Origin of the sequence: Pseudomonas sp. IPO3778 (genome assembly GCF_013386825.1) — a bacterium.
GTDB lineage: Bacteria > Pseudomonadota > Gammaproteobacteria > Pseudomonadales > Pseudomonadaceae > Aquipseudomonas.
Genome location: NZ_JACARC010000078.1, coordinates 1 through 24,664 on the forward strand (window position 1 = coordinate 1; position 24,664 = coordinate 24,664).

The 24,664-nt window shown below is 61.2% G+C and carries 22 protein-coding genes and 1 pseudogene; 13 read left to right on the plus strand and 10 right to left on the minus strand.

All coding sequences use genetic code 11. From position 1 onward, the window contains the following. Nucleotides 1-133: 133 nt before the first annotated feature. From HX855_RS30215 to HX855_RS30225, 3 genes are read right to left on the minus strand one after another with little or no spacing between them, the layout of a single operon-like run. On the minus strand, nucleotides 134-940 hold the full coding sequence (locus HX855_RS30215; RefSeq protein WP_177083002.1) for a sulfite exporter TauE/SafE family protein: 807 nt from the start codon (nucleotides 938-940) through the stop codon (nucleotides 134-136). Nucleotides 941-950: 10 nt separating this feature from the next. Continuing rightward, complete coding sequence (locus tag HX855_RS30220) at nucleotides 951-2,195, minus strand: FAD/NAD(P)-binding oxidoreductase (RefSeq protein WP_177083004.1); 1,245 nt, start codon at nucleotides 2,193-2,195, stop codon at nucleotides 951-953. A 52-nt stretch (nucleotides 2,196-2,247) separates the two neighbouring features. Further along, nucleotides 2,248-2,583 (minus strand): helix-turn-helix transcriptional regulator, encoded by a 336-nt coding sequence (locus HX855_RS30225; protein ID WP_010166774.1) that lies wholly within the window; start codon nucleotides 2,581-2,583, stop codon nucleotides 2,248-2,250. A gap of 86 nt (nucleotides 2,584-2,669) precedes the next feature. Here HX855_RS30225 and HX855_RS30230 point away from each other — a divergent pair, with 86 nt between their 5' ends. Continuing rightward, a complete protein-coding gene (locus tag HX855_RS30230) occupies nucleotides 2,670-3,533 on the plus strand; it encodes an MBL fold metallo-hydrolase (RefSeq protein ID WP_177083006.1) in 864 nt (287 codons plus the stop codon). A gap of 7 nt (nucleotides 3,534-3,540) precedes the next feature. Here the strand turns inward: HX855_RS30230 and HX855_RS30235 are convergent, their stop codons facing one another. Beyond that, the gene (locus HX855_RS30235) at nucleotides 3,541-4,764 is read right to left on the minus strand and encodes an HD-GYP domain-containing protein (protein ID WP_177083008.1); all 1,224 of its coding nucleotides are present in this window, start codon (nucleotides 4,762-4,764) and stop codon (nucleotides 3,541-3,543) included. Between the two features lie 690 nt (nucleotides 4,765-5,454). Further along, complete coding sequence (locus HX855_RS30240; RefSeq protein WP_017476898.1) at nucleotides 5,455-5,937, minus strand: Lrp/AsnC family transcriptional regulator; 483 nt, start codon at nucleotides 5,935-5,937, stop codon at nucleotides 5,455-5,457. 195 nt (nucleotides 5,938-6,132) lie between these two features. On the opposite strand from HX855_RS30240, the gene HX855_RS30245 reads away from it, so the two are divergent. From HX855_RS30245 to HX855_RS30265, 5 genes are all read left to right on the plus strand, one after another. Then, complete coding sequence (locus HX855_RS30245; RefSeq protein ID WP_177083010.1) at nucleotides 6,133-7,368, plus strand: 3-methyl-2-oxobutanoate dehydrogenase (2-methylpropanoyl-transferring) subunit alpha; 1,236 nt, start codon at nucleotides 6,133-6,135, stop codon at nucleotides 7,366-7,368. Between the two features lies 1 nt (nucleotide 7,369). Further along, complete coding sequence (locus HX855_RS30250; RefSeq protein WP_177083012.1) at nucleotides 7,370-8,428, plus strand: alpha-ketoacid dehydrogenase subunit beta; 1,059 nt, start codon at nucleotides 7,370-7,372, stop codon at nucleotides 8,426-8,428. Next, complete coding sequence (locus tag HX855_RS30255) at nucleotides 8,429-9,703, plus strand: dihydrolipoamide acetyltransferase family protein (RefSeq protein WP_177083014.1); 1,275 nt, start codon at nucleotides 8,429-8,431, stop codon at nucleotides 9,701-9,703. A 3-nt stretch (nucleotides 9,704-9,706) separates the two neighbouring features. Beyond that, nucleotides 9,707-11,086, plus strand: a complete 1,380-nt coding sequence (gene lpdA, locus HX855_RS30260; RefSeq protein ID WP_177083016.1) for a dihydrolipoyl dehydrogenase — start codon at nucleotides 9,707-9,709, stop codon at nucleotides 11,084-11,086. Nucleotides 11,087-11,324: 238 nt separating this feature from the next. Next, nucleotides 11,325-12,344, plus strand: coding sequence for a branched-chain amino acid aminotransferase (locus HX855_RS30265; protein ID WP_003212864.1), 1,020 nt, complete (start codon nucleotides 11,325-11,327; stop codon nucleotides 12,342-12,344). A gap of 152 nt (nucleotides 12,345-12,496) precedes the next feature. Here HX855_RS30265 and HX855_RS30270 read toward each other — a convergent pair whose 3' ends face one another. Further along, entirely contained in the window at nucleotides 12,497-13,393 is an 897-nt protein-coding gene (locus tag HX855_RS30270) for a GNAT family acetyltransferase (RefSeq protein WP_177083018.1), read from the minus strand. 299 nt (nucleotides 13,394-13,692) lie between these two features. On the opposite strand from HX855_RS30270, the gene ctlX reads away from it, so the two are divergent. The 7 genes from ctlX (at nucleotide 13,693) to HX855_RS30305 (ending at nucleotide 19,733) form a co-directional block, all read left to right on the plus strand. Continuing rightward, nucleotides 13,693-14,619 (plus strand): citrulline utilization hydrolase CtlX, encoded by a 927-nt coding sequence (gene ctlX, locus HX855_RS30275; RefSeq protein WP_177083020.1) that lies wholly within the window; start codon nucleotides 13,693-13,695, stop codon nucleotides 14,617-14,619. Between the two features lie 11 nt (nucleotides 14,620-14,630). Continuing rightward, on the plus strand, nucleotides 14,631-15,677 hold the full coding sequence (locus HX855_RS30280; protein ID WP_177083022.1) for an ornithine cyclodeaminase: 1,047 nt from the start codon (nucleotides 14,631-14,633) through the stop codon (nucleotides 15,675-15,677). 367 nt (nucleotides 15,678-16,044) lie between these two features. Next, nucleotides 16,045-16,824 (plus strand): ABC transporter substrate-binding protein, encoded by a 780-nt coding sequence (locus HX855_RS30285; RefSeq protein WP_177083024.1) that lies wholly within the window; start codon nucleotides 16,045-16,047, stop codon nucleotides 16,822-16,824. A 138-nt stretch (nucleotides 16,825-16,962) separates the two neighbouring features. Next, nucleotides 16,963-17,664 carry an ABC transporter permease gene (locus HX855_RS30290; RefSeq protein WP_010166737.1) on the plus strand — a complete coding sequence of 234 codons (702 nt, stop codon included), beginning with the start codon at nucleotides 16,963-16,965 and terminating at the stop codon, nucleotides 17,662-17,664. Continuing rightward, entirely contained in the window at nucleotides 17,661-18,374 is a 714-nt protein-coding gene (locus HX855_RS30295; protein ID WP_177083026.1) for an ABC transporter permease, read from the plus strand. Before HX855_RS30290 ends, HX855_RS30295 begins: the two co-directional genes overlap by 4 nt. Nucleotides 18,375-18,377: 3 nt before the next feature. Then, a complete protein-coding gene (locus tag HX855_RS30300) occupies nucleotides 18,378-19,223 on the plus strand; it encodes an ABC transporter ATP-binding protein (RefSeq protein WP_218175719.1) in 846 nt (281 codons plus the stop codon). 12 nt (nucleotides 19,224-19,235) lie between these two features. Further along, nucleotides 19,236-19,733 (plus strand): Lrp/AsnC family transcriptional regulator, encoded by a 498-nt coding sequence (locus HX855_RS30305; protein WP_088423914.1) that lies wholly within the window; start codon nucleotides 19,236-19,238, stop codon nucleotides 19,731-19,733. A gap of 117 nt (nucleotides 19,734-19,850) precedes the next feature. Here the strand turns inward: HX855_RS30305 and HX855_RS30310 are convergent, their stop codons facing one another. The 4 genes and pseudogenes from HX855_RS30310 to HX855_RS30325 all read right to left on the minus strand — a co-directional run. Further along, the gene (locus HX855_RS30310) at nucleotides 19,851-20,684 is read right to left on the minus strand and encodes a TIGR03915 family putative DNA repair protein (protein WP_177083028.1); all 834 of its coding nucleotides are present in this window, start codon (nucleotides 20,682-20,684) and stop codon (nucleotides 19,851-19,853) included. Further along, complete coding sequence (locus tag HX855_RS30315; RefSeq protein WP_177083030.1) at nucleotides 20,681-21,901, minus strand: putative DNA modification/repair radical SAM protein; 1,221 nt, start codon at nucleotides 21,899-21,901, stop codon at nucleotides 20,681-20,683. The genes HX855_RS30310 and HX855_RS30315 overlap by 4 nt, the downstream gene beginning before the upstream one ends. 588 nt (nucleotides 21,902-22,489) lie before the next feature. Next, nucleotides 22,490-23,827 carry a lysine N(6)-hydroxylase/L-ornithine N(5)-oxygenase family protein gene (locus HX855_RS30320; RefSeq protein ID WP_177083032.1) on the minus strand — a complete coding sequence of 446 codons (1,338 nt, stop codon included), beginning with the start codon at nucleotides 23,825-23,827 and terminating at the stop codon, nucleotides 22,490-22,492. Nucleotides 23,828-23,966: 139 nt separating this feature from the next. Beyond that, nucleotides 23,967-24,464, minus strand: a pseudogene (locus HX855_RS30325) (sigma-70 family RNA polymerase sigma factor); the annotation flags it as partial. Nucleotides 24,465-24,664: the final 200 nt, after the last annotated feature.

Below are 24,664 nucleotides of genomic sequence, written 5' to 3' on the forward strand. Positions count from 1 at the left end.
TGTAAGAGCGGAACCCTAGGCAGCCGTTACCTAAATAACGGATATGTACCCCACCTCCCCCCCCAATACGCACCAACCAACCCAGCCACCGCCAGATCGCCCCGCTGCGGACGTCGATCAAGGTGCAGCCGGCTCAGAAGGCAGCCCGCCACAACATGCCCACCGCCACCAGCACACACAGGCTGGCGAAGCCGACTTGCAACGTACGCGCCTTGATCACCGAGCACAGGCGCCGCCCCGCCAGCATCCCGACAATGCTCGAACCGATAAACACCCAGCCCATCGGCTCGATACTCACCCCGGCATGAAACGCCCCGATCACGCCAATCAGCGAGATCAGGCTGATCACCATCAGCGAGGTAGCGACGATGCCACGCATCTGCACATCAGTCAGTTGCTTGAACGCCGGCACAATCAAAAAGCCTCCACCCACACCGAGCAAACCCGACACCGCCCCCGTCACCGCACCAAGGGCCGCCAGGGTGGCGGTGCACTTGGCGGTCCAGGAAAAGCGCCCCGTCTGCTGGTCGAGCATGCAGTTCTTCTGGCCCCAGGACGCAGTGCCGTGGTCGCTCGGCCCGGCCTCACGCTTCTCACGCTGCAGCATGCGCCAGGCCACCAGCACCATCAGCGCACTGAACAGGCCCATCAGGACGTTCTCCGGCATCTGATGGGCAAAGAACACCCCCAACGGCGAAAACAGCGCGCCGAGCAGGGCAATCAGCAGCGCCGCGCGGTAACGCACCAGGCCATGGCGCAACCCATCCAGAGCACCCACCGCAGCGGCCGCACCCACCGCGAACAACGACACGGGTGCGGCCTGGGTCATGGTCAACCCCAGCCCCAACACCAGCGCCGGAACGCCCAGAATGCCGCCTCCGGCACCGGTCAAGCCCATGACCAACCCCATCAACACGCCCAGAACACTTGCCAGCAACATAGGGTTTGCCTCAATCCACCTTGGCCAGACGGGTCAGCCACTCGCGGCCCTTAAGCATCCCGTTCCAGTAGAACCACGGCAGGAAGCTCGCCTTGAGGAACCACGCCGAACGCCGCGCCACGGTCGGGTCGAGGGGAAAAGTCGGCAACAGCTTGCCGCCATAGCCGAACTCGGCCAGTACCACCTTGCCCTTCTCCACCGTCAGCGGGCAGGACCCGTAGCCGTCGTACTTGAGCGGCATCGGTGCCTGTTTGCGCAGGGCCAGCAGGTTCTCCGCGACCACCACGATTTGCTTGCGCACCGCCGCGGCGGTTTTCGCATTGGTGGTGGAGCACACATCCCCCAGGCCGAAGATGTGCGGGTAGCGCACATGTTGCAGGCTCTGAGGATTCACTTCACACCAGCCGGCAGCATCGGCCAGCGGGCTCTGGCGGATAAAGTCCGGCGAGACTTGCGGCGGGACCACGTGCAGCAGGTCAAAGGTTTTTTCTTCAACCCGCACATTGCCTTCAGCGTCCTTGATTTCGAACCAGGCCTTGCGCGCCGGGCCGTCGACCTTGACCAGGTTGGAGTTGAACGCCAGTTGCGCCGAGTACTTTTCGACGTACTTCATCAGCGGCGGCACGAAGGTCGCCACGCCAAACAGCGCGGCGCCGGCCAGGTTGAACTCAACGTTGATGTTTTTCAGGTCACCCTGCCTGAGCCAGTGATCGCAGGACAGGTACATGGCCTTTTGCGGGGCGCCGGCGCATTTGATCGGCATGGCCGGCTGGGTAAAGAGCGCCTTGCCATTTTTGAGTTGCTGCACCAATTGCCAGGTGTAGGCGGCGTGTTGGTAGCTGTAGTTGGAGGTCACGCCATGCTGGCCAAGGGTCTCTGGCAGGCCTTCGATCTTTTCCCAGGCCAGGCGCAGGCCCGGGCACACGATGAGGTTTTTCCAGGTGACGCGCTGCCCGCTGTCGAGTACCAGGGTGTGCTCATCGGGCAGTAATTCACTGACGGCCGCCTGGATCCAGGTGACGCCATTGGGCAGCACGTCGGCCATGGGGCGCATGGTCTTTTTCACGTCATACGCACCGCCGCCCACCAGAGTCCAGGCCGGCTGGTAATAGTGGTGGTCGCCGGGTTCGATCAGGATGATGTTCAGGTGCGGGTCACGCTTGAGCAGGCTGGCCAGCAGGCCGATGCCTGCCGAACCGCCACCGATGACAACGATATCGCCACTGATGGTTGGGCCCCAGTGTTGGTCGTTCATGGTCTATGGCCTTTGTTTTAAAAGTGCACACAAGGGTCGCTGCCGTACGGCGTCACGCCCAGCTTTTTATCACTGCGCCGCAGTACAGGCCGGACAGCGTCTTCATCACTTGAATCACTTCGTGGCTGGCCAGCCCGTAGAAAATGTATTTGCCTTCCCGACGGGTGGCCACCAACCCTTCGTCCCGCAGGATGCCCAACTGTTGCGACAGCGTTGGCTGGCGCACGCCGGTCATGGTTTCCAGCTCGCCGACGTTGCGCTCGCCCTGGGTCAACTGGCACAGAATCAACAGCCGGTCTTCATTGGCCAGGGCCTTGAGCAAGGCGCAGGCCTTGGACGCGGAGGCACGCAATTGCGCGACTTCGCCTTCACTCAGGTTCGATTCCATTTGCGTGGGGCTCTCTCTGTCACTTAAGCTCAAAACATTATGTGTAAACATAAAGTGATTGTAACTACTTATTTGGGACAACCGTCATGCCAGCGTTGATTCAATCCTTTCTGGACGAGGCGTCGTCGACCTACACCTACGTCGTCTATGAAACGGACGGTGGCCCGTGTGCCGTCGTTGATTCGGTGCTCAACTACGACCCGGCCTCCGGACGCACCGGCACCGGCCAGGCAGACCAGGTGATCGCGTTTGTGCGCGAGCATGGCCTGCAAGTGCAGTGGTTGCTGGAAACCCATGCCCATGCGGATCACTTGTCGGCGGCGCCGTACCTGCGCCGGCAGTTGGGGGGCAAGATCGCGATTGGCGCGTCCATCAGCAAGGTGCAAGGGGTGTTCAAAAACCTGTTCAACCTGGAGCCGGCGTTTCGGGTGGATGGCTCGCAGTTCGACCATCTGTTTGCGCCCGATGAGGTGTTTCACATCGGCAACTTGAAGGCCCAGGCGTTGCATGTGCCAGGGCATACGCCGGCGGACATGGCTTACCTGATCGATGACCAGTTGATTCTGGTGGGCGACACGTTGTTCATGCCGGATGTGGGGACAGCGCGCTGCGACTTCCCCGGTGGGGATGCGCGCCAGCTCTATGGGTCGATGCGCAAGCTGTTGGCCTTCCCGCCTGACACCCGCCTTTATGTGTGCCATGACTACCCGCCTGAAGGCCGCGCCGCCAAATGCCTGACCACGGTGGCCGAGCAGCGGGCGGGCAATATTCATGTGCATGACGGGGTGGATGAGGCGGCGTTTGTAGCAATGCGCACCACGCGGGATGCCGGGTTGGGCATGCCGACGTTGTTGCTGCCGGCGATTCAGGTGAATGTGCGGGCCGGCGTGATGCCGCCGGCGGAAGACAACGGCGTGGTGTACCTGAAGATTCCGCTGAATCAACTCTGAGCCGGTACTAGTCGAAATACGAAGACGGGGTTTGCGCCAGCCCCGACCACAACTCATCGATGTTTTTAAAGCCCCATTCGTTGGCGCTTTCCCGCCCTACGATTGTGTCAGGCTGCTCCGCCAGGTTTAACACCTCCTGCACAATCGGTAATCGCGAACGCGCTGAGAAAAACACCTTGACCACGGGCTTGAGCAACGACTTCTCGTTTTGCTCAATCACCACGCCAATTCGTCCACTTTTCAGTCGAACCAAGGCGCCTACAGGATAAATGCCCACACACCGGACAAACGCCTGAAACACGCGGGCGTCAAAATGACCTTTCCACTCCGCCATCTTCTGAATCGCATCGGCCGGGTTCCATCCTTGCTTGTAGGGGCGGTGCGAAGTAATCGCATCGTAGACATCGCACACCGCGCCCATTTTCGCGAACAGGCTGATTTGCTCCTGAATCAACCCGTAGGGGTAACCGCTACCGTCGCACTTTTCGTGGTGATGCAAGCACACATCGAGGACACGCTCGCTGATGTGCGGGCACGTGCGCAAGATTTCCGCGCCCTTTACCGGGTGGCTGCGGATCGTTTCGAATTCAGCCGCGGTCAATGCTGCCGGCTTGCTCAGGATAGTTTCAGGAATGGCCATTTTCCCGACATCGTGGAGCAACCCCGCCATGCCTGCTTCCTGCACCAGGGCTGGCGACAGGTCCAACTGGCGGGCCAGAGCGATCATCAATCCACTGACCGCGACCGAGTGCATGTAGGTATATTCGTTGGCTTTTTTCAAACGAGCCAGGCTGATCAATGCATGGGGATGGCGCAGCACTGACTCGGAAATGTCTCCCACCAACTGGGTCAAATGGGTGGGCTCAAAAGCCCGCCCCATGCGTAAGTCACTGAACATCTCGGTGATACTGTGCTTGGCAAAAGCACATACTTTCAGGGCGCGAGCCATCTCACCCTGCATATCCTTACGCGTCGAAACAGCCTTGCGTTTCGACGCTACTGACTTCTTTACCGGCCCCTCCAGGCACATCGTATCCACGGGCCCCACATCACAGCCTTTAAGGGTGTCGATCCAGACCCCCTGAACCCGTGACGCCAGCAACCGTTGCAAGTCATCGCGTCGGTTCAGCAAAAAGCTGCTTTTCCAGAAAGCATGCTCAAGCCACGATCCCTCCAGCTTATGGATGTGCATCCCAAGTCTTACTTGGGATAACAAAATACATCTCAACATATGCCATACCCCCTTCGGGTTTTGAGCCAGATCAGCTCATCGAACATTTCGATACGATCTGCTTAACGTCAGCAGCCCGCCTGAAGAACTCCTGATTGATGGTTGACCGGCGTCCGAACAACTCTGGACCGACAGGCCGAACTTATAAAGGATCGAGTCTATTCTGTCGGCCAGGCGAATACCGGGCAGCCAGTTAGTTTCAATATTCATCACTGAAGAATAAATCTTATTTAGCTTTATCAGCGTCACACTTCATTTTATTAACAACAGAACGCAAATCACACCAAAGTGGGCATGAGACGCAAGTTGAACTTCAAGGACCTCACGGGCATTGTTTTCGCTCTTTACCCTGACGGTCAAACCTACGTAACTAGGGACATTTCCATCAAGACCGGCGTGTTCTCGAGCGCGAAAACAATAGACAATCGAGTCAAATTAAAATTCTGGAGCGTACGACAAATAAGCGTTTGGTCTTCCATTGCTCACCCCCCTTAAAGTTGGAGCTTATCATTACATTATGCTGTGTATACCTAATCAGCCCTGAAATAACAAAGTCCAACCAAAGAGCAGTTACATTGAGTGAAACCAAGTTGATCCACCTATCTAAACGAATAGAACCTGTACTACGTTATATAGCGATGACCCCAACGCCCCACGCAAAATCCGTCCAGTTTGCGACGTGCCACAACTTCAGACCATTAAGCCCCCAGGCGGCAACGGCAGCGCGGTCTTGTAGCGCACCTGCTTGAGGGCAAAGCTGGAGCGGATGTTGGCGACGCCCGGCACCTTGGTTAGGAAGTCCATCATGAAGCGCTCCAACGACTGGATGGTCGGCACCAGCACCCGAATCAGGTAGTCAGGGTCGCCGGCCATCAGGTAGCACTCCATCACTTCCGGGCGATCCGAAATCGCCCCTTCAAACTGCTGCAACGCCAGTTCGTTCTGTTTTTCCAGGCTGACGTGGATAAACACATTGACGTGCAGCCCCAGCAGGTCGGCGTCCAGCAGCGTCACCTGGTCGCGAATCAGTCCCAGTTCTTCCATGGCCTTCACCCGGTTGAAACACGGCGTGGGCGACAGGTTGACCGAGCGGGCCAGGTCGGCGTTGGTGATGCGGGCGTTCTCCTGAAGGGCGTTGAGAATGCCGATATCGATACGGTCCAGTTTGCGCATGAGACAAAACCACCTGTTTATTATGTTTATGCAGTTTTTTTATCCCCAAATGATCTCCAACGCAACGAAACAGAGATAAATATTCTTCTTCGCCGAGCCTATGATTGTTGTAGGACAAGATTTCTTCTACCCGGAGAAGGACTGTCAGCTACCGCGCCCACTACAAGAAATTCACAAGATAGAGCGTAGAAAGCCATGACTCAGCAGTACGAACCACTGCGCCTGCACGTTCCCGAACCCTCGGGCCGCCCAGGCTGCAAGACCGACTTTACCTACCTGCGCCTCACCGACGCAGGCACGGTGCGCAAGCCCCCCATCGACGTAGAACCTGCCGACACCGCCGACCTGGCCAAGGGCCTGATTCGCGTGCTCGACGATCAAGGCCAGGCCCTGGGCCCGTGGGCCGAAGACGTATCGGTCGAGATCAAGCGCCGTGGCATGCGCGCCATGCTCAAGACGCGCATCTTCGACAACCGCATGGTGGTCGCCCAGCGTCAGAAGAAAATGTCGTTCTATATGCAAAGCCTCGGCGAAGAAGCCATCGGCAGCGCACAGGCCCTGGCCTTGAACATCGACGACATGTGCTTCCCCACCTACCGCCAGCAAAGCATCCTGATGGCCCGGGACGTGCCGCTGGTCGACCTGATCTGCCAACTGCTGTCCAACGAGCGTGATCCGCTCAAGGGCCGCCAGTTGCCAATCATGTACTCGGTAAAAGACTTCGGTTTCTTCACCATTTCCGGCAACCTCGCCACCCAATTCGTACAGGGCGTGGGCTGGGGCATGGCTTCGGCGATCAAGGGCGATACCAAGATTGCCTCGGCCTGGATCGGCGATGGCGCCACCGCCGAATCCGACTTCCACACCGCCCTCACCTTCGCCCACGTGTACCGGGCCCCGGTGATTCTCAACGTGGTCAACAACCAGTGGGCGATCTCCACCTTCCAGGCCATCGCCGGCGGTGAAGCCACGACCTTTGCCGGACGCGGCGTGGGTTGCGGCATCGCCTCCCTGCGGGTGGACGGCAACGACTTTGTCGCGGTGTACGCCGCCTCTGCCTGGGCCGCCGAACGCGCCCGCCGCAACCTGGGGCCGACCCTGATCGAGTGGGTGACCTACCGCGCCGGCCCGCACTCCACTTCCGATGACCCGTCCAAATACCGTCCCGCCGACGACTGGAGCCACTTCCCCCTGGGCGACCCGATTGCCCGCCTCAAGCAGCACCTGATCCAGATTGGCCAGTGGTCCGAAGAGGAACACGCGGCGGTCAGTGCCGAGCTTGAAGCCGAAGTGATCAAGGCCCAGAAAGAAGCCGAACAGTACGGCACCCTGGCCGGTGGCCAGATTCCAAGCGCCGCGACCATGTTCGAAGACGTTTATAAAGAGATGCCGGAGCACTTGAAGCGCCAGCGTCAAGAGTTGGGGATCTGACATGAACGATCACAACAACACTATCCAGCTGGAAACCGCCATGACCACCACGACCATGACCATGATCCAGGCCTTGCGCTCGGCCATGGATGTGATGCTTGAGCGCGACGACAACGTGGTGGTGTTCGGCCAGGACGTCGGTTACTTCGGCGGCGTGTTCCGTTGCACCGAAGGCCTGCAGAACAAGTACGGCACCTCCCGGGTGTTCGACGCGCCGATCTCCGAAAGCGGGATCGTTGGCGTGGCCGTCGGCATGGGCGCCTATGGCCTGCGGCCGGTGGCCGAGATTCAGTTCGCCGACTACGTGTACCCCGCCACCGACCAGATTATTTCCGAAGCCGCCCGCCTGCGTTATCGCTCGGCCGGCCAGTTCACCGCACCGCTGACCATGCGCATGCCCTGCGGCGGCGGCATCTACGGCGGACAGACCCACAGCCAGAGTATTGAAGCGGTGTTCACCCAGGTCTGCGGCCTGCGCACGGTGATGCCGTCCAACCCTTACGACGCCAAGGGCCTGCTGATCGCCTCCATCGAAAACGATGACCCGGTGATCTTCCTCGAACCCAAGCGCCTGTATAACGGCCCGTTCGACGGCCACCACGACCGCCCGGTAACCCCGTGGTCCAAGCACCCCCAAGCGCAAGTGCCGGACGGTTACTACACCGTGCCCCTGGATGTGGCCGCCATCGCCCGCCCGGGCAATGACGTGACCATCCTCACCTACGGCACCACGGTGTATGTGTCGCAGGTCGCCGCCGAAGAAACCGGCATCGATGCCGAAGTCATCGACCTGCGCAGCCTGTGGCCGCTGGACCTGGAAACCATCGTCAACTCCGTGAAGAAAACCCGTCGCTGCGTGATCGTTCACGAAGCCACCCGTACCTGCGGGTTCGGCGCCGAGCTGGTGGCGCTGGTGCAGGAGCATTGCTTCCACTACCTGGAAGCGCCGATCGAGCGCGTCACCGGCTGGGATACCCCGTATCCCCACGCGCAAGAGTGGGCGTATTTCCCTGGCCCGACCCGAGTGGGCGCGGCTTTGCATCGGGTTATGGAGGTCTGAATGGGCACGCACGTTATCAAGATGCCGGACATTGGCGAAGGCATCGCAGAAGTTGAATTGTCGGTGTGGCACGTCAAGGTCGGCGACCTGGTAGTAGAAGACCAGGTGCTGGCGGATGTGATGACCGACAAGGCCATGGTGGACATTCCTTCGCCGGTGCACGGCAAGGTGATTTCCCTCGGCGGCGAGCCGGGCGAAGTCATGGCAGTGGGCAGTATTTTGATCAGCATTGAAGTGGAAGGCGCGGGCAATACCCGGGAGTCGGCGTTGTCGGCGGTGGTTGAAGAGGTCGCGCCGGCACCCGCACCGAAAGTGGAAACAAAGGCCGCGCCAGTGGTTGAGCCGAAGCCGGCCGCCAAGCCTGTGGTAGCGGCACAGGCCCCGGTAGCCCGCGAGGTCGATGAACGCCCGCTGGCCTCCCCGGCCGTGCGCAAACATGCGCTGGATGCTGGCATCCAGCTACGACTGGTCCAGGGTTCCGGCCCGGCCGGCCGGATTTTGCATGAAGATTTGGACGCTTACTTGCTCCAGGGTCCGGCGAAAAATACCGGGGCCTCCAACCCGTACGCCGAGCGCAACGACGAGCAGCAAATCCCCGTGATCGGCATGCGCCGCAAGATCGCCCAGCGCATGCAGGACGCCACCCGGCGCGCCGCGCATTTCAGCTATGTGGAAGAGATCGACGTCACTGCCCTCGACGAGTTGCGCGTGCACCTCAACGAGAAACACGGTGCTACCCGCGGCAAGCTGACCCTGCTGCCGTTCCTGGTGCGGGCCATGGTCGTCGCATTGCGCGACTATCCGCAGATCAACGCGCGTTATGACGACGAAGCCCAAGTCATCACCCGCCTCGGCGCGGTACACGTGGGCGTCGCCACCCAGAGCGACGTGGGCCTGATGGTGCCGGTGGTGCGTCACGCCGAAGCCCGCAACCTGTGGGGCACCGCCGAAGAAATCAATCGTCTGGCGAATGCGGCGCGCACGGGCAAGGCCAGCCGCGATGAACTGTCGGGTTCGAGCATTACCCTGACCAGCCTCGGTGCGTTGGGCGGGATTGTCAGCACACCGGTGCTGAACCTGCCGGAAGTGGCCATTGTCGGGGTCAACCGGATTGTCGAGCGGCCGATGGCGATCAAGGGCCAGATCGTGATCCGCAAGATGATGAACCTCTCCAGCTCCTTCGATCACCGGGTGGTCGATGGCATGGACGCGGCGCAATTCATCCAGGCCATCCGTGGCCTGCTCGAACAACCCGCCAGCCTGTTCCTGGAGTAACCCATGTCTCAAACATTGCACACCACGCTGCTGATTATCGGCGGTGGGCCTGGCGGTTACGTGGCAGCGATTCGCGCCGGCCAACTGGGCATCCCGACCATTCTCGTGGAAGGCCAGGCCCTGGGCGGCACCTGCCTGAACATCGGCTGCATTCCGTCGAAGGCGCTGATCCACGTGGCCGAACAGTTCCAGCAAACCAGGCACCACAGCCAGGGTTCACCGCTGGGTATCAAGGTCGATGTACCGACCCTCGACATCAGCAAAAGCGTGGAATGGAAAGACGGCATCGTTGACCGCCTGACCACCGGCGTTGCCGCGCTGCTGAAGAAACACAAGGTTCAGGTCATCCAGGGCTGGGCCAAGGTGGTGGATGGCAAGACCGTCGACGTCGGCGACCAGCGCATCCAGTGTGAACACCTGCTGCTGGCCACCGGTTCGAAAAGCGTCAACCTGCCGATGCTGCCGATTGGCGGGCCGATCATCTCCTCCACCGAGGCCCTGGCGCCGACACACATTCCCAAGCGCCTGATCGTGGTGGGCGGCGGCTACATCGGCCTGGAACTGGGGATTGCCTATCGCAAGCTCGGCGCCGAGGTCAGCGTGGTCGAGGCGCAGGACCGGATCCTGCCGGCCTACGACGCCGAACTGACCCAACCGGTGGCCGAATCCCTGAAGCAACTGGGGGTGAAGGTGTTCCTGAAGCACAGTGTCACCGGCTTTGAGCACAACACCCTGCAGGTGCGTGACCCTGGCGGTGAGACGCTGTCGCTGGAAACCGACCAGGTATTGGTTGCCGTTGGTCGCAAACCCAACACCCAGGGCTGGAACCTCGAAGCCTTGAACCTGGACATGAACGGCTCGGCGATCAGGATCGACAGCCGCTGCCAGACCAGCATGCGCAACGTCTGGGCGATCGGCGACCTGAGTGGCGAACCGATGCTCGCCCACCGCGCCATGGCCCAGGGCGAAATGGTGGCCGAACTGATCAGCGGTAAAACCCGCGAATTCAACCCGGCAGCGATCCCGGCGGTGTGCTTCACCGACCCGGAACTGGTGGTGGTCGGCAAAACCCCGGACGAGGCCAAGGCCGCCGGGCTGGACTGCATCGTGTCGAGCTTCCCGTTCGCCGCCAATGGCCGGGCCATGACCCTGGAGTCGAAAACCGGCTTCGTGCGGGTGGTGGCGCGCCGCGACAATCACCTGATCGTCGGCTGGCAGGCAGTGGGCGTTGGCGTCTCGGAACTGTCCACCGCCTTCGGCCTGAGCCTGGAAATGGGCTCACGCCTGGAAGACGTGGCGGGCACCATCCACGCCCACCCGACCCTCGGCGAAGCAGTACAAGAAGCGGCGCTGCGAGCCCTGGGGCATGCATTGCACATGTAACAGGCGCCCCCCCCAACTAACGGGCGACCACACCCAACTGTAGGAGCGAGCTTGCTCGCGAAAAACCCGAGAACACCGCAGGTCATCAGGTTACCAGCGTCATCGCTCACGGCCTACGCGCAAGCTCGCGCCTACAGGGGGTGCGAACGCACCGGGGAATGAAGTATTGTTGCGCCCATCCAGAAATAAACCATAAGCCTGCCTTCGACCAGGCGGTTGACAAAAGATAGAGGGTGTCATGGGTAACGAAAGCATCAATTGGGACAAGCTGGGTTTTGACTACATCAAGACCGACAAGCGTTTCCTCCAGACCTGGAAAGACGGCGAGTGGCAAAAAGGCACCCTGACCGACGACAACGTGCTGCACATCAGCGAAGGCTCCACCGCCCTGCACTACGGCCAGCAATGCTTTGAAGGCCTCAAGGCCTACCGCTGCAAGGACGGCTCGATCAACCTGTTCCGCCCGGACCAGAACGCCGCGCGCATGCAGCGCAGCTGTGGTCGCCTGCTGATGCCACAAGTGCCGACCGATGCCTTTATCGAAGCCTGCAAGGAAGTCGTCCGCGCCAACGAACGTTTCATCCCGCCGTACGGCACCGGCGGCGCGCTGTACCTGCGCCCGTTCGTGATCGGCACCGGTGACAACATCGGCGTGCGTACCGCGCCGGAGTTCATCTTCTCGATCTTCTGCATCCCGGTCGGCGCCTACTTCAAGGGCGGCCTGACCCCGCACAACTTCCTGATCTCCGGTTACGACCGTGCAGCTCCCAACGGCACCGGCGCAGCCAAGGTCGGTGGCAACTACGCCGCCAGCCTGATGCCCGGCTCCCTGGCCAAAAAAGCCAACTTCGCCGACTGCATCTACCTCGACCCGGCCACCCACTCGAAGATCGAAGAAGTAGGCTCGGCCAACTTCTTCGGGATCACCCACGACAACAAGTTCGTCACCCCGAACTCGCCGTCGGTGTTGCCAGGCATCACCCGCCTGTCGCTGATCGAGCTGGCCAAATCCCGTCTGGGCCTGGAAGTGGTTGAAGGCGACGTGCTGATCGACAAGCTGTCGGACTTCAAGGAAGCCGGCGCCTGCGGTACCGCCGCCGTGATCACCCCGATCGGCGGCATCGAGTACAAAGACAAGCTGCACGTGTTCTACAGCGAAAAAGAAGTCGGCCCGGTCACCCAGAAGCTCTACAAAGAGCTGACTGGCGTACAGTCCGGCGACGTTGAAGCGCCTGAAGGCTGGATCGTCAAAGTCTAAGCAACCGGCTGCCAGCGACACCACAAAACCAATGTGGGAGCTGGCTTGCCTGCGATAGCGGAGTATCAGTCGACACGTTTATTGACTGACCCACCGCCATCGCAGGCAAGCCAGCTCCCACATTTGGTTTCCAGCGTTTGGAAAATCGGGCTTCAGGCCTTATCCATCGGAATATTTTCCAGGATCTTCTTGCCCATGCTGATCCTCGGCTCCGCGCCATACCCCAGCGCCTCATAAAACCCCATCACCGCGTCATTGCCGCTGGTGATCTGCAGGTTGATCTTCATACAACCCAACGCCGTCAACGCCTGCTCCGCATGCCGCACCAGCGAGGCGCCCAAGCCCTGGCGGCGATAGTCGTTATGCACCGCCACCGAATACAGCCAGCCACGATGCCCGTCGTAGCCGGCGAGGATGGTGCCGATCACGACCTTCTTGTCGGTGGCCACAAAGAACAACCCATCATTGACCGCCAGCTTCTTGTCGATCGCCAGGCCCGGCGTGTTGTGCGCCGCGTCATAACCAAACGCCGCCTGCCACAGCGCCACCACCTGGGCCCGATGCGCACGGTCGCGATACACGCCGATGGGATGTCGCGAGGACAACGCCTTCTCCATCACCAGCGTGCGCTCATTGCCGTGGTAAACGTCGCGCACCGTATGGAAACCCAGCTTGGTGTAGAACGGCTCGGCGGTCAGGGAAGACGGCACATGCAGCGAGGTCACCCCGGCTTCCCGGGCGCGCAACTCGATCTCAATCATCAATAAGCGCCCGATGCCCTGCCCTTGCAGCGCCGGATTGACGAACACCGAGCGCACCACATTGGCGTCCAGCGCGGCAGTGGCAACGATCACCTCACCCTGAAGGGCCACCAGCACCGTTCGACGCGCCAGCAACCCCACCACTGCCTCCGGGGTAAAGTTGCTCGCCACCCGCGCAATCACGTCAGCCGGGTAATCCCGGGCGTTGCTGTCATGCAGGGCCGCCAGTATGACCTGGCTGATGCCCTCGGCATCGGTGGTTTGGGCGAGACGAACTTCAGTGGGCATGGGCACTCCTTAATGACGGACTCAATTCCTGCAGCGCCCCCATACTAATGTGGGAGCTGGCTTGCCTGCGATAGCGGTCTGTCAGTCGATACTTGATTGACTGTCAGACCGCTATCGCAGGCAAGCCAGCTCCCACAGTTGATCAGCTTTGTTCCTTCAACCGCACCCAGCAGCCGATTCGGCTGCCCCACCCCGCTTTTCAGCTTTCCCGGCTGAGCCACCGCCTCACTTCAGCCGGGATTCTTCCTTCACACCGCACAAAATAGCCTCACTGCCCAACTCCATGGACCCGTGCACCCATGCAAACCACCAACACCGTCCTGATGATCCGCCCGGCGCACTTCGCCTTTAACCCGGACACCGCGATCAACAACCGCTTCCAGCGCGCGCCCCTCGACCCCGTGGCCGCACAGCAGAAAGCGCTGGAAGAGTTCGACGGCTATGTCGACACCCTGCGCCACCACGGCGTGGAAGTGCTGGTGGTACAAGACACCCCCGCCCCCCATACCCCGGATTCGATTTTCCCCAACAACTGGTGGAGCAGCCACGCCGACGGCAGCCTGGTGCTGTACCCGATGGAAGGCCCGAACCGACGACTGGAACGGGACAAAGGCGTGCTGCAAGTGCTGGAGCAACGCTTCGCGATCCACACCACCATCGACTTCAGCCACCTCGAACACCAGAACATGTTCCTGGAAGGCACCGGCAGCATGGTCCTCGACCGCCAGCACCGCATCAGCTACGCCTGCCATTCCGGGCGTACCCATCAGGATGCCCTGCGCCAGTTCGCCGAACGCCTGGACTATCAGGTGTGCGTGTTCCACGCCGTCGACCGCCACCAGGCACCCATCTACCACAGCAACGTGATGATGAGCGTTGGCCGCGACCTCTCCGTGGTGTGCCTGCAAGCCCTGCCCGACGACCAGGAGCGTCAGGCCCTGGAGCGCTCCTTGCGCGACACCGGCAAAGACATCGTCGCCCTGGACTTCGACCAGTTGGAAGCCTTCGCCGGCAACATGCTGGAAGTCCATGACCGCGACGGCCAGCCGCTGCTGGTGATGTCGGCCAGCGCCTGGGGCTCACTCAAGCCGGCCCAGCGCCAGCACGTAGAGCGCCACACCCGGCCGGTGGTGGTGAACATCGACAACATCGAACGCATCGGCGGCGGCAGTGCCCGCTGCATGTTGGCGGAAGTGCACCTGCCGGCCCGCCCCTCATTTCAATAAGGAGTCTTCCCATGACCCGCTATATCGACGTCAACGACTTGAGCTACCTGGTTTCGCAAAAAGGCCTGCAAACCTGCATCGCCGAGATGGCCGAGTACATCCGCGCCGACTACCTGCGCTGGCAGGACTTTGAAAAATGCGCACGCCTGGCCAACCACTCCCCCGAGGGCGTGATCGAGCTGATGCCGGTGTCCGACGCGTCGCTGTACGCCTTCAAATACGTGAACGGCCACCCGAAAAACACCCAGAGCGGCATGCTCACCGTCATGGCCTTCGGCGCACTGGGGGATGTAGACACCGGCACACCGGTGCTGCTGGCGGAAATGACCCTGACCACCGCGATCCGCACCGCCGCCACCTCGGCCCTGGTGGCGCGCTACCTGGCCCGGGACAACAGTCGCAGCATGGCGCTGATCGGCAACGGTTCCCAGAGCGAGTTCCAGGCCCTGGCCTTCCACACGATGCTGGGCATCAATGAAATCCGCCTGTTCGACATCGACGCCAAGGCCACCGCCAAATTGGCCGCCAACCTGAAAGCCTTCCCGGCGATCAAAGTGATCCTGGCCGGCAGCGTGGCCGAAGCGGTGAAAGGCGCCGACATCGTCACCACCGTGACCGCCGACAAGGCCTACGCCACCATCCTGACGGACGAGATGATCGAACCCGGCATGCACCTGAATGCCGTGGGCGGCGACTGCCCGGGCAAGACCGAGCTGGACCGACGCATCGTCGAACGTGCGCGGGTGATCGTCGAGTACGAACCCCAAAGCCGCATTGAAGGCGAGATCCAGCACATGCCGGAAGATTCGCCGGTCACCGAGCTGTGGCAAGTGATCAACGGCCAGGCGCCTGGCCGTGAAAACCCGCGCCAGGTCACCCTGTTCGACTCGGTGGGGTTTGCCATCGAAGACTACTCCGCCCTGCGTTACGTGCTGGACGTGGCCAAGGCCCTGGACGTGGGCAGCGAACTGGAACTGGTGCCGGACCTCGCCGACCCCAAAGACCTGTTTGCCCGCCTGGCCCAAGCGCCGGCCGCACAGCAGAAAAAGCGCGCCTGAGACCGCTCTGGCCTGCTGCTTTGCGTGAGAGGCAGGCCGGAAAAAGTCGACAGACAAGCCGATTTAGCGGGTGCCGCAGCCGTTTCCGCTGTGACCCGCGTTTTAACAGCACATTCCGCGCGCCGCAGCGAGGGTAAACGACACAAAAAACGCACCATCTTGAAGCATTCTCTCTGGCAAGAAACATCCCAATGTGGCGAGGGAGCTTGCTCCCGCTGGAGTGCGTAGCGCTCCCGGGATTTTGGGGCCGCTGCGCAGCCCAGCGGGAGCAAGCTCCCTCGCCACAAAAGACAACTCACCCTAAAAAATCGCTCAGCTTCAACTTTTCTACTGCCCTGACATCAATTACAAAATATAGGGAATACACATGACTCCGCTCCGATCACTTTTCGCTGCGCTGCTCCTGCCATTGGCCGCCACGGCTGCCCAGGCTCAGGAATGGAAAGAAATCCGCTTTGGGGTCTTCCCCGAATACCCACCGTTTGAATCGGTCGCCGCCGACGGCAGCCTGCAAGGCTTCGACATCGACCTGGGCAACGCCATCTGCGCCAAGCTTGAAATCAAATGCGTGTGGGTCCACAACGAATTCGACGGCATGATCCCGGCCCTGCGCGCGCGCAAGTTCGACGCCATCATGTCCTCCATGGCCGTGACCCCGGCCCGCCAGAAAGTCATCGACTTCAGCGACCGCCTGTTCCTCAGCCCGACCTCGGTGATCACCCGCAAAAGCGCCGACTTCGGCGACACTCCCGAATCCCTCAAAGGCAAGCAGGTCGGCGTGCTGCAAGGCTCGCTGCAAGAGGCCTATGCCCGTGCGCACCTGGCAAAACTTGGCGCGCAGATCAAGGCGTACCAGTCCCAGGAACAGAACTACGCCGACCTGCAAAACGGTCGCCTCGACGCCACCCTCACCGACAAGCTCGAAGCCCAGCTCAACTTCCTGTCAAAGCCTGAAGGCGCCGACTTCAAGACCGGCCCGGCCTTCAAGGACCCGACCCTGCCGCTCGACATCGCCATGGGCCTGCGCAAGAACGACAAGGACCTGGTGGAGCTGATCAACAAAGGCATCGCCGCCGTCCAGGCCGATGGCACCTACGCACAGATCCAGAAGAAATACTTCGGCGATCAGGACATCTACAACGAGTAACGGCCACTCCGCCCCTGTGGGAGCGGGCTTGCCCGCGATGGCGGTGGTTCAGGCACACATATGCCAACTGCCCCACCGCCATCGCAGGCAAGCCAGCTCCCACAGTAAATGTCTGCGCCCCATCGAGATCTCCCCTCCATGAATGAATTCCTCAACTTGCAAGGCTTCGGCCCGCTGCTGGCTCAGGGTGCCTGGATGACGGTCAAGCTGGCGTTCCTGGCGCTGGTGCTGAGCCTATCCCTGGGCCTGATCGCCGCCGGTGCCAAACTGTCCAGCGTCAAGCTGCTGCGGGTTCCGGCCACGCTCTACACCACGCTGATTCGCAGCGTGCCGGACCTGGTGCTGATCCTGCTGATTTTCTACAGCCTGCAACTGTGGCTGAACGACCTGAGCGAAATGCTCGGCTGGGCCTACTTTGAAATCGACCCGTTCACCGCCGGTGTCATCACCCTCGGTTTTATCTACGGGGCGTATTTCACCGAGAACTTTCGCGGGGCGATTCTCAGCGTGCCGGCCGGCCAACTGGAAGCCGCCACCGCCTACGGCCTCAGCCGCTGGCAACGGTTTCGCCTGGTGCTGTTCCCGCAGCTGATGCGTTTTGCCTTGCCAGGCCTTGGCAATAACTGGCTGGTGCTGCTCAAGTCCACCGCGCTGGTGTCGATCATCGGCCTGTCAGACCTGGTCAAGGCCGCGCAAAACGCCGGCAAGACCACCAACGACCCGCTGTATTTCCTGATCCTCGCGGGCCTGGTGTACCTGGTGATCACCACCCTCTCCAACCGCATTTTCAAACGCCTGGAACGGCGCTACAACGTCGGCATCAAGGGGATGGCGCGATGATCGAACTGATCCAGCAATACGGCCTGGCTTACCTGTTCACCGACGGCAGTGGCTTCTCCGGGGTGGCGATGACCCTGTGGCTGTTCATTATCTCGGTGGTGCTGGGCTTCTTTCTGTCGATCCCGCTGGCCATCGCGCGGGTGTCGGAGCACTTCTGGATTCGCTGGCCGGTGGAGGTCTACACCTACCTGTTTCGCGGCACGCCGCTGTATATCCAGTTGCTGATTTGCTACACCGGCCTCTACGGCCTGGACGTGGTGCAGGACAACGCCCTGCTCAACCAGTTTTTCCGCAATGCGCTGAACTGCACCCTGCTGGCGTTTGTGCTGAACACCTGCGCCTACACCGTGGAAATCTTTGCCGGGGCGATCCGCAACATTCCCCACGGCGAGATTGAAGCGGCCAAGGCCTACGGCCTGCACGGCTGGCGCCTGAACTTGTTCGTCGTGGTGCCCGCCGCGCTGCGCCGTGCACTGCCGGCCTACAGCAACGAAATGATCCTGATGCTGCACGCCACGTCCCTGGCGTTTACCGCCACCATCGCCGACATCCTGAAGGTGGCCCGCGACGCGAATGCCGAAACGTTCCTGACGTTCCAGGCCTTCGGCATTGCGGCCCTGTTGTACATGCTGCTGTCCTTTGCACTGGTGGGCCTGTTTCGACTGGCCGAACGTCGCTGGATGCGTTTTCTTGTTCCGACCCGAGGCTAACCCATGAATCAGTCCGCGCAGGCCCTGGCCGCTTACCCCACCGATGTACGCCCTGGCGCCAAACCGGTGGCCGTGGCCGAAAACGCCCACGTCAAACTCCAGGTCGAAGGCCTGCACAAACGCTATGGCGAACATGAGGTGCTCAAGGGCGTCTCACTGAACGCGCGCAACGGCGACGTAATCAGCCTGATCGGCGCCAGCGGCTCCGGCAAAAGCACCCTGCTGCGTTGCATCAACTTCCTCGAACAGCCGGACGCCGGGGTCATTACCCTGGACGGCATCAGCATCGAAATGCAGCAAGGCCGCGCCGGCACCCGCGCGCCGCACCAGGCGCAATTGCAGAACCTGCGCACGCGCCTGGCCATGGTGTTCCAGCACTTCAACCTGTGGAGCCACATGACCGTGCTGGAAAACATCACCCTGGCCCCGCGCCGCGTGCTGGGGGTGAGCGCCGCCGAAGCGGAAAAACGTGCACGGATGTACCTCGACAAGGTCGGCCTGCCGGGCCGCGTGGCGGACCAATACCCCGCCTTCCTCTCCGGCGGCCAGCAACAGCGCGTGGCCATCGCCCGCGCCCTGGCAATGGAACCGGAGATCATTCTGTTCGACGAACCCACCTCGGCACTCGACCCTGAACTCGTAGGAGAAGTCCTTAAAGTCATACAGACGTTGGCTGAGGAAGGTCGTACCATGCTGATGGTCACCCACGAAATGGGCTTTGCCCGACAGGTGTCCAGCCAAGTGCTGTTTCTGCACCAGGGCCGCGTCGAGGAGCAAGGCGGAGCCGACATCCTCGACCAGCCGAACAGCGAGCGCTTGCAGCAATTTCTTTCCAACCGATTGAAGTGAACACCAGACCCCATGGATACCAAGGCCACCGGACCGAACGCTTCCCCTGTGCTGGACCGCATTGATGAAGCCATCATCGACGTGTTGCGGCACCAGGGGCGCATCACCTACGAAAAACTCTCGTCGCTGGTGCACCTGACGCCCAGGCCGTGCCTGGAACGGGTGCGCAAGCTGGAGCGCCGCGGGATCATCCGGGGGTATGGGGCAATCATCGATGTGCAGATGGTTTCGCCGGGGTTGTCACTGCTGGTGCTGGTGGCCCTCTCCAACCAGAGCGGGCGTTCGGCGCAGAAAGCGTTCGAAGCGTGTGTCAAAGCCTGCCCGCAAGTGTTCGAGTGCCAACTGATCAGCGGGCCGTTCGACTACAGCCTGCGCATGCGCTGCCGGGACATGGAGCACTACCGGGTGCTGACGGAAACCTGGTTGAACAATGATGAATTGCACATTGATAAGTTGGTGGCGCATCCGGAGTTGGCGGTCGTAAAAAACACCGCCACCGAACTGGCCTAATCCTCACTTCCCGAAACACTGAAGATCAAATGTGGGAGCTGGCTTGCCTGCGATAGCATCACCTTGGTGTAACTGAAACACCGAGTTGTCTGCATCGCAGGCAAGCCAGCTCCCACATTAACCGTGCCCGCTTGAGATTCTCTTACCCGGCCTGGCCCCAATCATCTTCGCCTGCCCATCCCGCTGCTTGCCCGTGCGCGCCTCGCTGATCAACCCCGGAATCAACTTGCCCTCCGGCAGATTCTTCCAGAACCGGCTCGGCAAATGCCCTTCCATCACCTTGGGGTTCAACCGCGCCGGGTTAAAGATATGGCTGTAATACGTCAGCCACATCGCACTGTGGGGGTCCTCGACATTCTGCGCCAACTGCTGCCATTCCACCGGGCATCGCCGCTGGTGAATCAACTGCTCACCATCGTAATAAACCCCATCCAGGGGCGTGGCGATCATCCAGCGATGGCGGCCCATGCGCCCGACAAAATGCTGGCTGGCCACCTTCAAGATATCGTGGGCCGGCTCATGCCACGCCACATATTCAGGCAACTCCGGCCCCGCCCCTGCCGGCAACGCGATAAACCGCACAAACGCATGCAGGTGATGGGCCTCCCGCTGCACCTGCTTGATCCGCCGCTGCAACTCGCTGCCCAGCTTGTCTCCCGACATCATCGCCGTGCGGTCACCATGGCTGACCCGCCATAACACCTCATACAGCAGGCTCCAACGCTGCTCACCGTGATAACACGCGGCAGATTCCAGCAGTTCCAGCAGCGCCTTGGGAATGCGCGCCTGGAACGGCCCGCACTCGGCGGGGTACTGCTCGTCCGTGGCAAACAGGTCCGCCACCTCGGCAACGCCCCAACTCACATGGCTTGGGTCAATCTGATGGCTGAGCAACCAGCGCGCCTGCTCGCGCCAGGTGCTGAACAGGTTGTCGCATTCCAGGCTGATCATCCCCACAGCCCCATTTGCTGCGGCTGCGGACGGTCTCGCAGTTGTTCACGCAGCAGCACACTGGTGCTTTCCGCTTGCTGGGGGTGGTAGTCGCTGGTGATGAAAAACGGCTTGGCCTTGGCCAGCACGCAACGCATGCGGGCCAGGTCTTCGAAACGGATCTTGCGCTGGCGACGCAGGTCCACCAGCCGCTGGGTGGTGCGCAGGCCGATCCCGGGAATGCGCGCGATCAGGGTTGGCTCGGCGCGGTTCAGGTCCAGCGGGAACACCTCGCGGTGCTCCAGGGCCCAGGCCAGTTTCGGGTCGATGTCCAGGGCCAGGTCACCCGGCCCTTCAAACAGTTCATTGGCGCTGAACCCGTAACTGCGCAACAGGAAATCCGCCTGGTACAGACGGTGCTCGCGCATCAGGGGCGGCGCGGCCAGGGGCACGCTTTTCGGGCTGTTGGGGATCGGGCTGAACGCCGAGTAATACACCCGGCGCAATTTGTAATTGCCGTACAGCGCCTCGGCACTGTGGAGGATGGTGCTGTCGTCGGTGTCATCGGCGCCGACGATCATCTGTGTGCTTTGCCCTGCCGGCGCGAAACGCGGCGCGCGGGGTTCGTTGAGCACGGTCTGCTCGCCGGTATAGATGGTGTGCATGGCCTGCTTGATCGAGACAATCTGCTTCTCGGGCGCCAGGGTTTGCAGGCTCTTGTCGGTCGGCAATTCGATATTCACGCTGAGGCGATCGGCATAGCGCCCCGCCTCGGCAATCAGCGCCGGGTCGGCTTCGGGAATGGTCTTGAGGTGGATATAGCCGCGAAAGTCATGCTCCTCCCGCAGGAGCTTGGCCACCCGCACCAACTGCTCCATGGTGTAGTCGGCCGAGCGGATGATGCCGGAGCTGAGAAACAGCCCGCTGACACAGTTGCGCCGGTAGAAGTCGAGGGTCAGGGTCACCACCTCCTCCGGGCTGAAGCGTGCGCGGGGCACGTCGCTGGAGCGGCGGTTGACGCAGTATTGGCAGTCGTAGAGGCAGAAGTTGGTCAGCAGTACCTTGAGCAAGGACACACAGCGACCGTCGGGCGTATAGCTGTGGCAGATGCCCATGCCGTCGGTGGAACCCAGCCCCGCCTTGCCTTCCGAGCTGCGCTTGGGCGCGCCGCTGCTGGCGCAGGAGGCGTCGTATTTGGCGGCGTCGGCGAGGATGCTGAGTTTTTCGATCAACTGCATGGGGCTTCTACCGATACTGGTTTTTTGTACAGTACCAGCAGCTACGCTCCAATTCCAGTGCCGTCTGTAGGAGCGAGCTTGCTCGCGAAAAACCCGAGAGCGCCGCGTTGAATCAGGATGCGAGCGTCATCGTGGGCGACCTTCGCGAGCAAGCTCGCTCCTACAGTGGGAAGTGGCCGGTCCTCAGCTAGCGGTCGCCATGTAGGAGCGAGCTTGCTCGCGAAAAACCTGAGAGCGCCGCGTTGAATCAGGATGCGAGCGTCATCGTGGGCGACCTTCGCGAGCAAGCTCGCTCCTACAGTGGGAAGTGACCGGTCCTCAGCTAGCGGTCGCCATGTAGGAGCGAGCTTGCTCGCGAAAAACCCGAGAGCGCCGCGTTGAATCAGAATGCGAGCGTCATCGTGGGCGACCTTCGCGAGCAAGCTCGCTCCTACAGTGGGAACTGGCCGGTCCTCAGCTAGCGGTCGCCATGTAGGAGCGAGCTTGCTCGCGAAAAACCCGAGAGCGCCGCGTTGAATCAGGATGCGAGCGTCATCGTGGGCGACCTTCGCGAGCAAGCTCGCTCCTACAGTGGGAAGTGGCCGGTCCTCAGCTAGCGGTCGCCAGCAACAGATCCTGCACCGAACGCCCCTTGCCGCGGCTGCGGTCGTGCTCGTACAGCGACGCGGCAATCTCGTCGGCGCGGATCGGCAGGATCGACAGCAAGGTGTCACTCAAGCCATGGCTGGCCTGGCTGAAACCCTGCATGTAGATACCGGCCTTGCAGCGCTCGTCGGTGACGATGCGGTAGTCGCGGCTGACTTCAAAGTCGCCCATATAGTCCGCCAACGGTGCCAGCAACTGACGATGCATCTGGCGCTCGTAACCGGTGGCCAGCACCACGGCGTCGTAATGGTTAAGGCTGGTTTCGCCGGTGGCGTTATTGCGCAGCGCCAATTCCACACCCAGCGCCCCGGCCGTGGCTTTTTCCACGGTGGTCAGGGTGCGGAACGCGTGACGGGCGATGCCGGAGACTTTCTGGCGGTAGAAGATCCCGTAGATGCGCTCGATCAGGTCCAGGTCCACCACCGAATAGTTGGTGTTGTGGTACTCGTTGACCAGCCGCTCGCGCTCGCTGCCGTTCTGTTGGAACACCAGGTCGGTGAATTCCGGCGAGAACACTTCGTTGACGAACGGGCTGTCGTCCGCGGGCTTGAGGGCCGAACCCCGCAGGATCATGTCCACCTGCACCGACGGGAAGCTGTCGTTAAGGTCGATGAACGCTTCGGCCGCGCTCTGGCCGCCACCGATGATCGCAATGCGCATCGGCTTGCCGTCGACACACGGCTGCTGAGCCATGCGCGCCAGGTACTGGGAGTGATGGAACACCCGCCCATCCTCCTTGAGCCCCTTGAACGAGGCCGGAATACGCGGCGTGCCACCGGCGCTGACCACCACCGAACGGGTGGTACGCACATGCTGCTCACCCTGGCCATCCCGGGAAATTACCCGCAGTGCCTCGACCTGCTGCTGATGCAGGATCGGCTCGATGGCCAGCACTTCCTCACCATACCGGCTCTGCGCCTGGAACTGCCCGGAGACCCAGCGCAGGTAGTCGTTGTACTCCATGCGGCACGGGTAAAAGGTGCCCAGGTTGATGAAATCCACCAGGCGGCCGTGGGCTTTCAGGTAATTGACGAACGAATACGGGCTGGTGGGGTTGCGCAGGGTCACCAGGTCCTTGAGGAACGAAATCTGCAATTCACTCTGGGTCACCAGGGTGTTGCCGTGCCAGCGGTAGTCGGCCTGCTTGTCGAGAAACAGCACGTCCAGCTTGCCCTGGGCTTTCTCGCGTTCCTGCAGGGCGATGGCCAGCGCCAGGTTCGAGGGCCCGAACCCGATACCGATCAGGTCGTGAACGGCGGGCGATGCAATTGCCTGTGTCATTCCAGTGTCCTCTGGATAAGCCCCGTGGCAGTGGGGCAGGAAAGCCTCAGAGACCTGAAGACTGAACAACAGGTCGTGTGTTGATAGGAGACGAGGACAATGAAATAAAATTTACCCGGCTACGGTTTGGACGACGCCCTTAGTGCGCATCCCACTCACGCATGCGTACCCGGCAATGCTTCATGGCATTGACGATGTGCTTTTCCACCACGCTGCGTGAAATGCCCAGGCGCTCGGAGATTTGCACATGTGACAGGCCTTCAAGCTTGCGCAGCAGGAAGCTGTCCCGGCACACCGCAGGCAGCTCGGCCATGGCCCGCTCGAGCATGGCCAGGCGTTGCTCGTGATCCAGGCTGCTGTGGGGTGAGGCAACCGTGAATCGTTCTTCGCTGTCGAGCACCTCCAGCGGCTCCGCATGGCGCAGGACATTGCGCCGGTGACCATCAATCACCAGGTTCAACGCCGTGCGGTACAAAAACGCGCGGGGCTGTTCGATCGGCGTATCACTGGCGCGGGCCAGCACGCGGACGTACGTGTCATGCACTACATCTTCGGCCACCTGTCGGTTGCCCAGCTTGGCGTTCAGGAAACTCACCAACTCGCGATAGTAGTTTTCCAACATGACTCCCGACCGCGTGGCGGCGGTATTAGGTCCTTGGGACGTAGATCACGGCCAGCTCGATGGTGGCAGTTTGAAGTGTGTGTAATTTATAGTAATTCTCATCTAGTTTTAAACAAGACTTGCGTCACAACCGATTATTTTTGTCTGCGGGACCTGTAACCATGTGTGTAACCGCCTAAATTGCCGCGCATTTTCCTCGTCTACCTGTCAGCTTC

What these genes read in the sequence shown, in the direction of transcription:
- HX855_RS30220 (WP_177083004.1), bottom strand. Translation starts at nt 2,195, where the DNA reads ATGAACGACCAACACTGGGGCCCAACCATCAGTGGCGATATCGTTGTC.
- HX855_RS30225 (WP_010166774.1), bottom strand. Translation starts at nt 2,583, where the DNA reads ATGGAATCGAACCTGAGTGAAGGCGAAGTCGCGCAATTGCGTGCCTCC.
- HX855_RS30270 (WP_177083018.1), bottom strand. Translation starts at nt 13,393, where the DNA reads ATGCCCACTGAAGTTCGTCTCGCCCAAACCACCGATGCCGAGGGCATC.
- HX855_RS30265 (WP_003212864.1), top strand. Translation starts at nt 11,325, where the DNA reads ATGGGTAACGAAAGCATCAATTGGGACAAGCTGGGTTTTGACTACATC.
- HX855_RS30300 (WP_218175719.1), top strand. Translation starts at nt 18,378, where the DNA reads ATGAATCAGTCCGCGCAGGCCCTGGCCGCTTACCCCACCGATGTACGC.
- HX855_RS30230 (WP_177083006.1), top strand. Translation starts at nt 2,670, where the DNA reads ATGCCAGCGTTGATTCAATCCTTTCTGGACGAGGCGTCGTCGACCTAC.
- HX855_RS30285 (WP_177083024.1), top strand. Translation starts at nt 16,045, where the DNA reads ATGACTCCGCTCCGATCACTTTTCGCTGCGCTGCTCCTGCCATTGGCC.
- HX855_RS30255 (WP_177083014.1), top strand. Translation starts at nt 8,429, where the DNA reads ATGGGCACGCACGTTATCAAGATGCCGGACATTGGCGAAGGCATCGCA.
- HX855_RS30310 (WP_177083028.1), bottom strand. Translation starts at nt 20,684, where the DNA reads ATGATCAGCCTGGAATGCGACAACCTGTTCAGCACCTGGCGCGAGCAG.
- ctlX (WP_177083020.1), top strand. Translation starts at nt 13,693, where the DNA reads ATGCAAACCACCAACACCGTCCTGATGATCCGCCCGGCGCACTTCGCC.
- HX855_RS30290 (WP_010166737.1), top strand. Translation starts at nt 16,963, where the DNA reads ATGAATGAATTCCTCAACTTGCAAGGCTTCGGCCCGCTGCTGGCTCAG.
- HX855_RS30320 (WP_177083032.1), bottom strand. Translation starts at nt 23,827, where the DNA reads ATGACACAGGCAATTGCATCGCCCGCCGTTCACGACCTGATCGGTATC.
- HX855_RS30245 (WP_177083010.1), top strand. Translation starts at nt 6,133, where the DNA reads ATGACTCAGCAGTACGAACCACTGCGCCTGCACGTTCCCGAACCCTCG.
- HX855_RS30250 (WP_177083012.1), top strand. Translation starts at nt 7,370, where the DNA reads ATGAACGATCACAACAACACTATCCAGCTGGAAACCGCCATGACCACC.
- HX855_RS30315 (WP_177083030.1), bottom strand. Translation starts at nt 21,901, where the DNA reads ATGCAGTTGATCGAAAAACTCAGCATCCTCGCCGACGCCGCCAAATAC.
- HX855_RS30280 (WP_177083022.1), top strand. Translation starts at nt 14,631, where the DNA reads ATGACCCGCTATATCGACGTCAACGACTTGAGCTACCTGGTTTCGCAA.
- lpdA (WP_177083016.1), top strand. Translation starts at nt 9,707, where the DNA reads ATGTCTCAAACATTGCACACCACGCTGCTGATTATCGGCGGTGGGCCT.
- HX855_RS30240 (WP_017476898.1), bottom strand. Translation starts at nt 5,937, where the DNA reads ATGCGCAAACTGGACCGTATCGATATCGGCATTCTCAACGCCCTTCAG.
- HX855_RS30305 (WP_088423914.1), top strand. Translation starts at nt 19,236, where the DNA reads ATGGATACCAAGGCCACCGGACCGAACGCTTCCCCTGTGCTGGACCGC.
- HX855_RS30235 (WP_177083008.1), bottom strand. Translation starts at nt 4,764, where the DNA reads ATGTTGAGATGTATTTTGTTATCCCAAGTAAGACTTGGGATGCACATC.
- HX855_RS30295 (WP_177083026.1), top strand. Translation starts at nt 17,661, where the DNA reads ATGATCGAACTGATCCAGCAATACGGCCTGGCTTACCTGTTCACCGAC.
- HX855_RS30215 (WP_177083002.1), bottom strand. Translation starts at nt 940, where the DNA reads ATGTTGCTGGCAAGTGTTCTGGGCGTGTTGATGGGGTTGGTCATGGGC.